10 protein-coding genes are annotated in these 13,183 nt (G+C 71.1%); 5 read left to right on the plus strand and 5 right to left on the minus strand.

Features of this window, described 5'->3' with window-relative positions; all coding sequences use genetic code 11:
- Positions 1-521 precede the first annotated feature (521 nt).
- A complete protein-coding gene (locus tag ACFYNO_RS23385; RefSeq protein ID WP_388015604.1) occupies positions 522-1,316 on the minus strand; it encodes a hypothetical protein in 795 nt (264 codons plus the stop codon).
- Between the two features lie 306 nt (positions 1,317-1,622).
- On the minus strand, positions 1,623-3,059 hold the full coding sequence (locus tag ACFYNO_RS23390; protein WP_388015607.1) for a cellulose binding domain-containing protein: 1,437 nt from the start codon (positions 3,057-3,059) through the stop codon (positions 1,623-1,625).
- A 289-nt stretch (positions 3,060-3,348) separates the two neighbouring features.
- On the opposite strand from ACFYNO_RS23390, the gene ACFYNO_RS23395 reads away from it, so the two are divergent.
- From ACFYNO_RS23395 to ACFYNO_RS23415, 5 genes are read left to right on the plus strand one after another with little or no spacing between them, the layout of a single operon-like run.
- Entirely contained in the window at positions 3,349-4,650 is a 1,302-nt protein-coding gene (locus ACFYNO_RS23395; protein WP_388015610.1) for an extracellular solute-binding protein, read from the plus strand.
- 2 nt (positions 4,651-4,652) lie between these two features.
- Positions 4,653-5,555, plus strand: coding sequence for a carbohydrate ABC transporter permease (locus ACFYNO_RS23400; protein ID WP_388015613.1), 903 nt, complete (start codon positions 4,653-4,655; stop codon positions 5,553-5,555).
- Positions 5,552-6,394, plus strand: coding sequence for a carbohydrate ABC transporter permease (locus tag ACFYNO_RS23405; protein WP_388015616.1), 843 nt, complete (start codon positions 5,552-5,554; stop codon positions 6,392-6,394). Before ACFYNO_RS23400 ends, ACFYNO_RS23405 begins: the two co-directional genes overlap by 4 nt.
- A gap of 25 nt (positions 6,395-6,419) precedes the next feature.
- Positions 6,420-7,925 (plus strand): beta-N-acetylhexosaminidase, encoded by a 1,506-nt coding sequence (locus ACFYNO_RS23410; RefSeq protein WP_388015619.1) that lies wholly within the window; start codon positions 6,420-6,422, stop codon positions 7,923-7,925.
- Positions 7,926-7,940: 15 nt separating this feature from the next.
- Positions 7,941-8,687 (plus strand): GntR family transcriptional regulator, encoded by a 747-nt coding sequence (locus ACFYNO_RS23415; RefSeq protein ID WP_388015622.1) that lies wholly within the window; start codon positions 7,941-7,943, stop codon positions 8,685-8,687.
- A gap of 451 nt (positions 8,688-9,138) precedes the next feature.
- Here the strand turns inward: ACFYNO_RS23415 and ACFYNO_RS23420 are convergent, their stop codons facing one another.
- From ACFYNO_RS23420 to ACFYNO_RS23430, 3 genes are all read right to left on the minus strand, one after another.
- Entirely contained in the window at positions 9,139-10,482 is a 1,344-nt protein-coding gene (locus tag ACFYNO_RS23420; RefSeq protein WP_388015625.1) for a tetratricopeptide repeat protein, read from the minus strand.
- 3 nt (positions 10,483-10,485) lie between these two features.
- Positions 10,486-11,106, minus strand: a complete 621-nt coding sequence (locus ACFYNO_RS23425; RefSeq protein WP_388015628.1) for a class F sortase — start codon at positions 11,104-11,106, stop codon at positions 10,486-10,488.
- Positions 11,107-11,279: 173 nt separating this feature from the next.
- The gene (locus tag ACFYNO_RS23430; protein ID WP_388015631.1) at positions 11,280-12,953 is read right to left on the minus strand and encodes a DUF4331 domain-containing protein; all 1,674 of its coding nucleotides are present in this window, start codon (positions 12,951-12,953) and stop codon (positions 11,280-11,282) included.
- Positions 12,954-13,183 lie beyond the last annotated feature (230 nt).

Here is a 13,183-nt window from a genome sequence, read left to right on the forward strand (position 1 = left end):
GCGAATCGCCCCGCAACACACGCTCGAAGGCCGCTGCCGGGCGATGAGCGGTTTCAAGTCCCTTGGTGGAGAAAGAAACTGACCAGGCCATCCGGTGCCCACGCACGCACGCGGGGACGGCTTGCCGCCATGCCACATGAAGCCTGCGCGGAGTCCGCCACAACTGGGGCAGAATCGTGCGCCTTTGACTGAGAGAGCGCTCTCGCTCCCGGTCGCGCGGCTGCCGAGCGGCGATCGGTGGCGGCGCGTTCAGGCGCTTTCGCACGGACTGCACGGAGCAGCCAGCTCACGCACCTTTCGCGAACTCGGCTCCCCGTTCCCCCTACGGCATCGCCGACGCGCTGCACCTCACCAATTCGACCGGCGTCAACCTCACCGGCTCGAGGGCCCGGTGGCGGCGGTCACCCTGCCGCCACCGTCGGCATCGTCGTCAGCAGCACCCTCGCACACACCCGTTCGAGGGCTCTTCAGGACTCCGCACGCGACCGTATATCGCTTTCGCGTCCTCGTTTCGGTTCCCTCTACCTGTCGGCGGCCGCGTACTCGCCTCGCCCGCCCCGCTTCGCCAGGCCCTTGCCGAGGGCACGGGTCAGGGAGGCCCGCACCGCGTTCGTGTTGCCGGGGACGTCGTCGAGTCCCAACGCCTGGACGATGTCGGCGGCCCGGACGAATCCCGGAGCCGCCACGAGGGCCTGCACCACGGCTTCCAAGGTGACGCCCGCGTTCTGGCGAGCACGGCTGGTCGTGGCGGGCGCGGCCGGTGCCGACTGTGCGGCCGCGGCAGTCGTGGCCTTGGCCCCCTTGGCCTTCTTGGAGTCAGCCGTCTTCTTGACCGCAGCCGTCTTCTTGACCGCAGCCGTCTTCGAGTCGGCCGTCTTCTTCGCCGCCGGCTTCGCGGGGATCGGCCCGCTCACGCCGGTCGCGTTCGCCTGCCCGGCGGACTGCTTCGCGGGGAGGTCGGCGTCGGCCTGCTGCTTGCGGCCCTTCGTAGCGGCCTTCTTCATCGGCGCCTGTGCCGCGGTGTCGGCCGTTCCCGGCGCCGGTTCACCGGCCTCGATCACCCCGTCACCACCCCCGGGAGCACCCGTGCCGGCGAGGGGGTCCACTCGCTCCTCGGCCACCGGCTCGGTGACGTCGGTCCGCAGTGCGCGCAGACTGTCGAGGGCGACGCGGATCGCCTGCTCCCGGGCGGCCGCCTGAGCCGCGAGGCCTTCGAGTCGCCGGCGTTCGGTGCTGGCGGCGGGCAGGGCCCGCTCGAGCTCGATGATGGTCGCCGCGAAGCCGTCCGTATTGAGACCGTGCAAGGAACTCTCCAACTGCTTGAGATTTGCGCGTTATCGAGGGACTCTACGGCCCTGCGGCCGCAAATGTCCCTGTTACCCCGAAACTGCGGGTCGCCAACGGCACCAGGCCCGCTGTGGATTGCCGGGCCGATGTCCGCGCAGGGATTGCTCCCCGAGCAGTGGTCAGCTCCAGCTGGCCGCCCTGGACTTGGGGGCGGTTCGCGCCGAGCGCCCGAGCCTGATCCGCCGCACCCTCGCTCGGAGCAACCGGTGAACCCGCAGGAGCCGAGGGCGGCGCCGGGGCTCCGGCGCCGCCCTCGGCTCTGCTCAGTGGTGCGGTCAGCCGTTGGAAACGCTGTCGGTGAAGTGCGTGCCGGCGTTGTAGTAGCCGTTGACGGCGTTCTGCACGTCGGTGGTGGACTGGGCGACGCCCTTGGCGAAGTAGACCCAGTTGACCTTCTCGTCCCAGCTGCGGGTGCCGTTGAACGGCAGGTCGATGAACCACTCGTTGAAGTCGATGGTCATCGGCTGACGCGGGTAGTACTTGCCGGTGCTGGAGAAGACCTGCTTGCCGTCGATCGAGTAGGTGACGGTGCCGCCGGTGACGGTGGCGACCAGGGTGTGCCAGCCCTGCAGGCTTCCGATGGTGTCGTTGGTGACCCGGTCCATCGCGTCGGCGCTGTACCAGGTCGTGGTGTACATGGAGTTGGCCGGGCCGCCCCAGCCGCCGTTGGGCAGGTACTCGAAGTCGTTCTCGCTGTAGAGCGAGTTGTCGGGGGTGATGGAGTAGAAGGTCTCGTTGACGTGGTCGCCGTTGGGGCCGCTGGTGGGCTTGTCGTTGAAGTAGACCCGGGCGGCGTAGGTTCCCTCGAAGAACTTCTGCTGGGCGGTGTCGATCTCGGCCTGGGTGGTGCCGGCGCTGGTTCCGTCGGTGGTGGCGTTCAGGTTCATCACGTGGCCGCCCTGTGACGAGGGGTCGGCCGGGAAGGTGATCGCGTTCGCGGACCAGGTGTTCTGGACGCCGGGGCCGCCTGAGCCGGTGCGGATCTTCCAGTCGTGGGCGGCGAGGTTCGGGTCGCCGGGGCCGGTGTACGAGAAGTCGTCGAACATCACGCCGCTGGGGGCGGTCGGCGGGGTGCTGGTGGGCGGTGCGGTGGTGGGCGGTGCGGAGGTCGGGGAGCTGCTGGGGACGCCGCCGCCCGGCTCGGTGCCCCAGACCAGGTTGCCGTTGAGGTAGCCGGTGACCTGGGTCGACGGCGTGTAGGCGGTGTCGGCTGCGTTGAACGAGTAGTCGTCGGCCTGGTTGACGTTCTGCCAGTCGGATCGGTAGAGCCGCAATTGCAGGTCGCCGCTGGCGGCGCCGGGCTGGAGGGTTCCGGCGCCGGCGCCGAAGGAGATCTCCAGGTAGTGGTCGGCGGTCGCGGTGGGGTTGGCCATCGCCACCACGGTGCCGGTCAGGTTGGCGCAGCCGGGCACGGCCCAGGCGCAGCGGAAGGTGTAGCTCCCGGTGGTGTCGGCGGTGAAGTAGTACCGCAGGGTCACCGCGCTCAGGTTCAGGGTGCTGCTGCCGCTGTTGACCACCTGCAGCCAGGGGTCGATCTCGCCGGCGGAGGCCGAGGTGGTGGTGGTCCGGTACTGGACGGTGAGCGCGGGTGCGGCGGCCTGCGCGGGGCTCAGAGTGGGCAGCAGCACGGTCGCCGCGCAGGTGAGCGAGGCGGCGGCGACCGCTGCCAGTCGCTTGCGCGCGGTGCGCGGGTGGGGGCGGGCGTGATCCATGGTTCTCCTCGTGGGGCGGGGAAGGAAGCCGCGCTGCGGGCCGGCGCGCACAGCGGGCGCGGGGGGATCTGGCACAACCGGCTTCTGACCAGTGGTCTGTTTATACCTTCCGGTTTCCGTCAAAGGTGGCGGCAGCAGCTTCGCCTGTCAAGCGGCAAAACACGCTGGAACACTGGGTAGTTCACGGCCCGTTGGCCACTGGCGCGGTCTCTTGACGTGACCAGTGGTCCTGTGTGAAGGTCTGCGTCCAACACCCCCGGGGCCCCAGCCACGCAAGGAGAGAACCCCCATGCGCTCCAGATCCCTCGCGGTTGCCGTCTGCGGCCTGTCCGTCGCCCTCCTCACCGCCGCCTGCGGCAGTGGCGCCAGCGGCGGCGGTGAGGACGCGTCGGCCGCGCCCAGGACGCTCACCGTCTGGCTGATGGACGGCGACTTGACCCCCGACTCGGTCAACGCCGTCGACACCGCCTTCGAGCAGGCCACCGGTGCCAAGGTGAACGTGCAGGTCCAGGAGTGGGCCAACATCAACGCCCGGATCAGCACCGCGTTGGCCCAGGACAACCCGCCGGACGTGATCGACCTCGGCAACACCGACGTGCCGCTGTTCGCGGCCAACGGCGGCCTGGCCGACCTGACCGCCCAGCGCGCCGACCTCTCGGCCGGCCAGAGCTGGCTGCCCGGCCTGGTCGACCCGGCCACCGTCGACGGCAAGCTCTACGCCGCACCGCTCTTCGCGGGCAACCGCGCGGTCCTCTACAACAAGGCCGGCTGGGCCAAGGCCGGCATCACCGCCCCGCCGAAGGACTTCGCCGAGTTCACCCAGGACCTGGACAGGATCAAGGCCGCCAACACCGCGCCGGACTTCTCCCCGATCTACCTGCCCGGCCAGTACTGGTTCGCCGCACTGCAGTTCGTCTGGGACGCCGGCGGGCAGCTGGCCGCCAGGGACGGCGGCGGGAAGTGGACCGGGCAGCTGGAGTCGCCGGCCGCGCAGCAGGGCCTGGCCGCCTGGAAGGACTTCCAGAACGCCTACTCGCCAACCGCCTCGCGCAACGTCGACACCAAGTCCCCGGACCAGGCGGCGATGTTCGCCCAGGGAACCACCGCCACCATCGTCGACACCAGCATCAACACCATCCTCAAGGACAACCCGGGGATGAAGGACCAGATCGGCACCTTCCCGTTCCCCAGCGTCGCCCAGCCCGGCAAGGACCAGCCGGTCTTCCTCGGCGGCTCCGACCTGGCGATCGCGGCTCGCAGCCACAACCAGAAGCTGGCCCTGGCCTACCTCAAGGCGGCTGCCAGCCCGGCGATCCAGAGCAGCGCCATCGTCGGCACCGACCACTGGACCCCCGTCTCCACCCAGTTGCTCGACTCGGCGGCCAGCCAGCTGCCGCCCACCTCGGCCGCGTTCCTGCAGGCCGCGCACAGCAGCGTCGGAACCCCGGCCACGCCTGGCTGGGCCACCATCGAGAGCGATCTGTCGATCAACCAGTTCTTCGCCGACATCGCGACCGGCCGCAAAACGCCCGCCCAGGCCGCGAAGGACTTCGACGCCCATCTCGACCAGGCCCTGAACTCCGCCGCCTGACCATGGCAGCCTCCCGCGAACCCCGCTCCCTCCCGTATCTGTTCCTCCTGCCCGCCGGTGCCGTCCTGGCCCTGGTCCTCGGCTACCCGCTGGCCCACCTCGGCGTCATCTCGTTCCAGGCCTACGGGCTGCGCACCCTGTTCACCGGCCAGGTGGGCTGGGCGGGCCTGGACAACTACCGTGCTGTGCTGCACGATCCGCAGCTCGTCCCGGTGCTGCTGCGCACGTCCGGCTTCTGCACCGCGCTGGTGGCCGGCACGCTGGCCATCGGGTTGGCCGTGGCGCTGATGATGGCGCGGCTCGGCCCACGGATGCGACGGGCCGTCACCTTCTGCCTGATCGCCTCATGGGCGATGCCGCCGGTCGCCGGCACCCTGGTCTGGCAGTGGCTCTTCCAACCCGTCTACGGCGTGGCCAACTGGGCGCTCACCAGGACCGGGCTGTTCGGCGACCTCACCCAGCACGACTGGACCAGTACCCCGCTGTCCGCCTTCGGCGTGGTCTGGCTGCTGGTGGTCTGGCAGTCCGTCCCGTTCGTCGCCCTGACCCTGTACGCCGGACTCTCCCAGATCCCGCGCAGCTACTACGAGGCGGCCGCGCTGGACGGCGCCGGCGCCTGGACCTGCTTCCGGGTGATCACCCTGCCGTTCCTGCGCCCGATCCTGGCACTGGTCACCATCCTGTCGGTGATCTGGGACTTCAACGTCTTCACCCAGATCTGGATCCTCACCCAGGGCGGACCCAACCAGGGCACCACCACGCTGGGCATCTGGTCCTTCACCAAGGCGTTCAGCAGCAACTCCTTCGGCCAGGGCGCGGCCGTGGCCGTGGTCTCGGTGCTGCTCCTGCTCGTGCTGACGCTGTACTACGTGCGCCGGCTGGTGCACTCGGGGGAGGAACTGTGAGCACGCCCGCGACCGGCCGCAGGCGCCCGAAGGTCCTGCTGAACACCGCCGCCGCGCTCTTCTGCCTCACGTGGATCTTCCCGGTCTACTGGATGATCAACACCGCGTTCAAACCCTACGGCGACATCCTGCGCCCCACCCCGCACTTCCTGCCGATCCCGTTCAGCCTGGCCAACTTCCGCGACGCGGTGTCCAAGCCCGGCTTCCTCACCGACCTCGGCAACAGCGTCCTGCTGACCTGCGCGGTGGTACTGCTGGCGGTGGCGGTGGCGTTCTTCGCGGCTGTCGGCCTGACCCGGTTCCGGTTCGCCGGCCGTCGGGCCTACCTGATCGCTGTGCTGGTGCTGCAGATGGTGCCGCTGCCCGCGCTGGTCATCCCGGTCTTCCTCAGCCTCAAGAGCGCCCACCTGCTCAACAGCCTGGCCGGACTGGCGCTGACCTACGTGGCCGTGGTGCTGCCGTTCACGATCTGGACGCTGCGCGGCTTCCTCCAGGGCATCCCGGTCGAGCTGGAGGAAGCCGCGATGGTCGACGGCGCCGGCCGGCTGACCGTGGTGCGGCTGGTGCTGCTCCCGCTGATGGCTCCGGGCATCATCGCCACCAGCGTTTTCGCCTTCATCACCGCCTGGAACGACTACCTGTTCGCCGACGTGCTGATGAAGGACCAGGGCCACCAGACCCTGCCGGTCTGGCTGGTCTCCTTCTCCACCGCCACCGGCACCGACTACGGCGGTCTGATCGCCGCCGCGACCCTCTCCGCCCTGCCGGTGGTCGTCTTCTTCATGGTCATCCAGCGCCGCCTGGTCGCCGGGATGACCGCCGGCGCCGTCAAGGACTGACCCCCTACCCGACCGAAAGGCCCTCGTGATCATCCCCCGCCCCGCCGAGCTGACCGAACTGCCGGGACGCTTCACCCTGGGACCCGTGCTCCACCTGGTGGCCGACCCGGGCGCCCAGCCCGCCGCCGAGCTGCTGGCCGGCTACCTCGGCCCCGACCGGCCGCGCGGCAGCGACGGCCCAGCCGTCGCGCTGCGGCTGGCCGCCGACCCGCAGCTGGGACCCGAGGGCTACCGCCTGGAGGTCCGCACGGACGGGGTGCTGCTGACCGCACCGGCCCTGGACGGGCTGCGCAACGGCGTGCAGACACTGCGTCAGCTGCTGCCCGCCGCCGCGCTCGACCCGGACACCGCCCCGGCGGACAGCTGGTGGTGGCCGTGCGTCAGCATCCGCGACCGGCCCCGGCTGCGCTGGCGCGGCCTGCTGCTGGACACCTCCCGCCACTTCCTGCCGCTCTCCTACCTGCGCCGCACCCTGGACCGGATGGCACTGCACAAACTCAACGTCCTGCACCTGCACCTGACGGACGACCAGGGCTGGCGAATGGAGGTCGAGGGCTGGCCGCTGCTCACCGAGATCGGCGCGTGGCGCACCGGCGCCGACGGCACCGTGCACGGCGGCTACTACACCGCCCGCGAGCTGCGCCGGCTCGTCGCCCACGCGGCCGAGCGCGGCATCACCGTCGTCCCCGAGTTCGACACGCCGGGCCACGCCCGCGCGGCCCTGGCCGCCTACCCGAAGCTGGGCAACCGCCCGCAGCAGCGACTGCCGGTCTGGAACGCATGGGGCATCAGCGACGCGACCTTCGCCGTCGACGACCTCACCCTCGACTTCTGCCGCCAGGTACTCGACGCCACCATGGAGATCTTCCCGTCCCGCCGCATCCACATCGGCGGCGACGAGTGCCCCACCACCGCCTGGGAGCACGACCCGGCAGCCCGCCGCCGGGCGGCCGACCTCGGCCTGAGCAGCGTGGCCGGCCTCCACCGCTGGTTCCTCGCCCAGCTGCACGGGCACCTCACCGCCCACGGCCGGCTCACCATGAGCTGGGACGAGACCGGACACAGCCCCGGCCACCTGCCCACCGACGTGGCCCTCACCGCATGGCGCGAGGCGGCCCACGGCGCTGCCGCCGCAGCCCGCGGCCACCAGGTCGTGATGACCCCGCACACCGCCACCTACTTCGACTACCCCCAGCACGACTCCCCCGAGGAACCGCCCGGCCAGCCCGACGGCGTCGTCACCCTGGAACAGGTCCACGCCTTCGACGCGCTCGCCGGGGGCCTCACCCCCGTCGACCCGGAAGGCGACGAACCCGGCGTGCTCGGCGTGCAGGCCGGCCTGTGGACCGAGTACGTCCCGACCCCGGCCCACGCCGACTACCTGCTCTACCCGCGCCTGTGCGCCCTCGCCGACCGGGCCTGGGCGACCGGCCCGGTCCCCTACCAGGACTTCGCCGAACGGCTGCGCGTACACCAGGACCGCCTGCGCGCGCTCGGTGCGCAGGCCGGTGGCCCGCAGATGGTGCACTGAGGGACGATGGTCCGCATGAGCAGCAGTTCCAAGCCCGCGCCGCGGGCCACCGCCAAGCGCGACCGGGTGCGTGCCCACCTGATCGACGTCATCGAACGGTCCGGCCCGGGAACCAGTCTCACCGCCGAGCGCGACCTCGCAGCCGAACTCGGCGTCTCCCGGCCCACCATCCGGGCGGCCGTCGAGGACCTGATCCGCAGCGGGCTGCTGGTGCGCCAGCACGGCCGCGGCACCTTCACCGCCCCGCACAAGGTCACCCAGGAGATGACCGGCACGACCACCAACGCGCTCGCCGTCCCCCCGGCCGAAGGCGACTGGACCAGCCACGTGGTTTCCTTCGCGATCGCCCCCGCCGGCCACGCCCGGGCCGCCCGCCTCGAACTCGACCAGCAGGACCCGGTGCTGCGGGTGGTCCGGCTGCGGTTCGTGGACGGCGAGTCGATGTCGATCGAGCGCCTGGAACTGCCCGCCCACCTGGTCGACGGGCTGACCGCGGCGGACATGGAGGAGGGCAACTTCTACCACCTGCTGCGCGACCGGTTCCGCGTCACGGTGCTGGACGCGGTCCAGACGGTCGAGCCGACCGTCGCCACCCCCGAGCAGGCGGACCTGCTCGACTGCCCGGTCTACGCGCCGCTGCTGCAGATCACCCGGATCACCCGCGACACCGCCGGCCGCACCGTCGAACACGCGCAGGCGGTGTACCGCGGCGACCGGTACCGGATCACCTCGAAACTGCGGTTCGACGCCAGCTCGGGCTGACCGCACCGGTACCCGGGACCCTGGGTCGCGGCATCTGTGTGGCGCGCTGCAGGGCTCGCCGGCGCCGGGCAGGTCCGGCGGGCCCGCGAGCCAGGCGCGGTTCCGGCTCACCGCGGCGCTACGCCGCGAACACGGCCGCCGGAATCGATGGTGACGTTCAGGGTCGCGGACCATGAGGCTCGCGCTACCGATGTGGCCCAACTCCGCTATCTCGCAGAGAAGATGAGCGACGGGCACCGCGAAGCCCTCGGCACGGCGCCCCCGCAGGTGGTCGCGATAGGGGTAGAGGAGCGTGGGCTTGTAGCTCCGTGCCCGACGCTCCGCCCTGGGTTCATGTGGGCGTAGCGCTTGACGGTTTTCAGGGCGACGTCGAGCAGGCCGACGCCCTGGCCGAGCAGGTCGTGGACCCGCTGCCAGCGCTGGCGAGTGGTCTGCTGTGAGGGTGCGGGGCTCACCGCCGGCCGGAGAGGGAGGCCAGGGCGGCCTTGGCTTCGGGTGCGTGCAGCGGGTGGAAGTGGGGGTTGATGTCCAAGGCCGCGGTGAGGTCGGCGCGCTGTGCGTCGGTGTTGCCGAGGGCCGCCTGGATCATGGCACGGTGGTAGTGGAAGAGGGCGTTCTGGGCGCCCGTGGCCAGGGACTGGTCGGCCTCGGCGAGGGCGTCGTGATCGCGCCCGTCCTTGTGGAGGGCCCATGCGAGGGCGTCGTGGGTATCGAGGAAGGGGCGGCTCTTCATGCCGGCCTCGGCGATGGTCACGGCCTGGTCGGGGCTGCCGTGGTCGGCTTCGAAGAGCGCGGCGTCGGAGTCGAGGGCGACGCCGTTGTCGGTGAAGAGCTTCTGCTCGGCCCGGAACAGCTGGTACTGCTGCTCTGCATCCCGGGTGCGTCCCAACGACTGGTAGAGGTCGCCGAGTTGGAGCACGTATTCGGGTTGCGGGACGCGCTGGGTGGCGGTGATGAGGTCGGTCAGCGCGGTGGCGGTGTCGCCGGTGGCCGCCTCAGCATGTGCTTTGGCCTGGAGGAGGGCCGTGTAGCCGGGGTCGGCGCTCAGGCCGGCCTTGGCTTCTCTGAGTGCGGTGGCGGGGTCGCCGCTGTTGGTGGCGAGTTCGGCCAGGTAGTAGTGGGTGAATGCCTGGTCGGCGGGGCCGGTGGCGTCTTGGAGGGCGCGGCTCATGTCCTGACGGGCGGTGTCGGTGTCGCCGCGCAGTTCGGCGACGTAGGAGGCGCGGGAGAGCGAGGGGGTGCCGGGGTGCAGGTCGACCATCCGCTGGACGGCTCGGGCGGCTTCGTCGTAGCGGCCGAGCTGGGTGAGCGCGTCGGCCAGGGTGCCGTAGAGGGCGGAGTTGTAGGGGTTGGCGGCCACCGCGCGTTGGGCCCAGTCGAGGGCTTGGGCGAAGTTGTGGCGCGCGTTGTCCAAGGCGGCCATCGCGCCCATGGCGGTGAAGTCGTCGGGCTGCTTCTGCTCGAGGGCGCGTCGGATCACTTCCTCGGCTTTGGGGTAGTAGGTCGGGTCGGCGGTGTTCTTGGCCTGCTGGACGTAGTCCAGCCCGAGGGTGGCCAGGGCCTGCGCGTCCTGGGGCCGGCGGCGCAGCTGGTCCTGGCGGTGGGTGATGTCGGCGGTCAGCGGGTCGCCGGCGGGCGCCGCGTCGCCCGCCGGTCGCGATGCCCCGTCGCCAGGGGTTGCCGTCCAGGGGGACAGTCCGAGGCCGCCGGCGAGGAACAGGGCGACGCCGAGGGCTGTGGTCACGGCCGCCGAGCGGGCGGTCGGTCGGGCAAGGTGGCGGCGGCGCGTGGGCATGGTTCAGTTCCCGCTTCGGTCGGTCGAGGGTGACGCTGGGGCCGTGGAGGCTGGGCTCGGCGTGGGCGTGGGCGTGGGCGTGGGCGTTGGTGTGGGGTTGAGGGTGGCGTAGACGACGAGGTTGTCGCGGTATTCGTGCTGCTGGCGGTCGTAGCTGCCGCCGCAGGTGATCAGACGCAGCTGGGGTGGGCCGGCGGTGGCGTAGACCTCGTTGTCGGGGATGGCGTCCTTGTCGTACTGACGCAGTGCCTGGACGGTGAAGTCGATGTGGGTGTGGTCGGCGCGGTCGATGCCGATGGTGTCGCCGGGGCGCAGGGCGGACAGGCCGTAGAAGACGGCGGGTCCGGTCCGGGAGTCGAGATGGCCGACGATGACGGCGGCTCCCGCATCGCCGGGGCGGGGCCCCTGGCTCCACCAGCCGACCTGGTCGGGGTCCGCAGGGGCCGCGAGGTGGCCGTCCGGCTGGAGTTGGATGTCGGTCAGGTCGCTGTCGAGGCTGATGCCGGGTACCTGTATGCGCAGCGGCGCAGCGGCGGCCGGGGTCGTAGGCGAGAGGTCGTCAGCGGGGTGCGCGGTGGGCAGGGCGCCGACGTCGGCGCGGGCGGCAGGCCGCGGGGACGTCACCAGCGCCGAGGGTGGGGCGCCGAGCAGAGCGCTCGCTCCGGCTCCCGCCAAGGCCATCCCCGCGGACACCGCCACCAGCGCCGCACCCCGCCCGCGCCGATGTAGGCGCCCGGCGCGCCGCGGCCGTCCGCTCTCCTTCCAGGAGAGCGGACGGCCGCGCTTGTGGGAACTGGTCATGCCTGGTGTGCGCGCCGACGGCGCAGGGCCAGGAATCCGGCACCGGCCAGTGCGACGCCGCCGCCGAGTGCGGCCGCCGCAACCACCGGCGCCCGGTGGCCGCCCACGGCCATGCCACCGAAGCCGGCGCCGATGCCGCCGCCGGGGTGGAGGTCGTCGGCCTGGTTGACGGCGGCGGTGCTGGGCAGCGCCACGTACGGGAAGGTGGCACCGGGCTGCCGGTAGGGGCTGTCGACGCCGTCACCGGCCGCCAGAGCGGGCACGATCTTGCCGGTCTGGGCGGCGCCTTCGAGTGCCTGGAGTTCGATGTCGACGACGTCGTCGTTCAGACGGCGGCCGTTGGGGTAGCCCTGGAGGTCACCGCCGAGCACGCCGAGCCGGTTGGGCTGCGCGGTCGCCGGCACGGCCATGTTCAGGCGCAGCTCCTCGGCCGGGGTGAACTTGTCCTTGCTCACGTCGGCGTTCAGCAGCTGGGAGTTGAGGTCGGCCTGGATCGGGCCGCCGGAGTTCTTGGAGATCCCGGTCAGGAAGATCTCCACGAGGTCGTTGCGCGGCGTCGCGGGGGCCGGAATGCCGTAGATGCCCTGGACGAGCTTGGGGACGATGGGGTCCTTGACCTTGTCGACCACCGGCGTGACGGTGTGGTCGTCCACCGGTGCGAGGGCGTTGAACGCGTCCTTGTACTTCAGCGGGACGACGACCTCGTTGACCAGCGGATTGCCCAGTCGCGAGACCTGGTGCCAGCCGCCCTCGCCGCCCTTGTCCTTCGCCCCGGCGCCCTCGCCGCCCTTGCCCTCGCCGCCCTTGTCCCCGCTGTTGGTACGGGAGTCGGCGACCACCGCGCCCTTGCGGTCGGTGGTGGACCAGACGCCGATCACCGGGTTGCGGGTCGCGTCGCCCTTGAGGGCGAGGTCCTGCTTGGGGATTTGCAGCGCGATGGTGTTGACGTTGTAGCCGGCGAGCGTGTTGTGGCCGGACTCCTTGAGGTTGCCGCCGTACAGCAGGTCGAAGACCCTCAGGTCCAGGAAGAACGGGTCGGAGGCTTGGCCGGCGAAGGTCGTGCCCCCGCCGGGCAGCGCGACCACGGCCTGCTGGCGCAGCGAGGCGTAGTCGGGCATGGATGCCTTGCCGACGTTGGACGGTGCGGCCGGGGCGTCCTTGACCAGGGTCTTGGTGTTCCCGCTCGCGTCGGTGACGGTGAGCGTATAGGTCTGGCGGAAGTTCAGGTTCGGGTCGTCCAGGGACTTCACGACGCCCGTGTTGTAGAGGAACTGGTTGGCGTCGTCGCGGATGTGGTCGCTGAACGTCCAGGTGTAGGTGGTGTCGGGCTTGCCGTCGCCGTCACTGTCGATCTTGATGTTGTAGTGGGCGTCGTTGGCGAAAGGATAGAAGTTCGGTCCGCCGTTGGGCTCCTCGAAGGGGATCCAGTTCGCCACCAGGGTGACGGTGTCCGCCTTGTCGGGGCTGGTGAAGGCGTAGACGTCGGTGTTGTCGGCCTTCGGGTCGCCCGCGATCAGGGGCGCCTCGCGGTGGCTGGAGGCGGAGCTGACGCCGGGGGTCAGACCCGTCAGGGTCCCTGCGGTGACCAGGGCCACCGTCCCTACGGCGGCCAGGAGGCGCTCGGCCGGGCGGGTGGAGTTCGTACGGCGGGCAAGACGAGGGTGGGACATGGGCCATCCGTTTCCGGTGCAGCCGCCAGCGCCCGGGACAGGGGCACGGCGGTCAGGGGTGGTCGACGCTCGAAGCCCACACGGAACCGGCTCGGCCCGGCGAACTGCCGGTCGGCCTGACAGTTCGTCCGCTGTGCGACTCAAGCTCTCTACAAACCACCACGAAACCGCGCGCCTGCGCCACGCGGGACGGCCGACCGGGGAAGCGCGGGACGGCGCAGGGCGCCGAA

This window comes from Kitasatospora sp. NPDC006697, assembly GCF_042869935.1.
Lineage (GTDB): Bacteria > Actinomycetota > Actinomycetes > Streptomycetales > Streptomycetaceae > Kitasatospora.

Excerpts from the sequence above, each read along its gene's own strand:
- ACFYNO_RS23395 (WP_388015610.1), top strand. The coding sequence starts at position 3,349 with ATGCGCTCCAGATCCCTCGCGGTTGCCGTCTGCGGCCTGTCCGTCGCC.
- ACFYNO_RS23430 (WP_388015631.1), bottom strand. The coding sequence starts at position 12,953 with ATGTCCCACCCTCGTCTTGCCCGCCGTACGAACTCCACCCGCCCGGCC.
- ACFYNO_RS23400 (WP_388015613.1), top strand. The coding sequence starts at position 4,653 with ATGGCAGCCTCCCGCGAACCCCGCTCCCTCCCGTATCTGTTCCTCCTG.
- ACFYNO_RS23415 (WP_388015622.1), top strand. The coding sequence starts at position 7,941 with ATGAGCAGCAGTTCCAAGCCCGCGCCGCGGGCCACCGCCAAGCGCGAC.
- ACFYNO_RS23420 (WP_388015625.1), bottom strand. The coding sequence starts at position 10,482 with ATGCCCACGCGCCGCCGCCACCTTGCCCGACCGACCGCCCGCTCGGCG.
- ACFYNO_RS23390 (WP_388015607.1), bottom strand. The coding sequence starts at position 3,059 with ATGGATCACGCCCGCCCCCACCCGCGCACCGCGCGCAAGCGACTGGCA.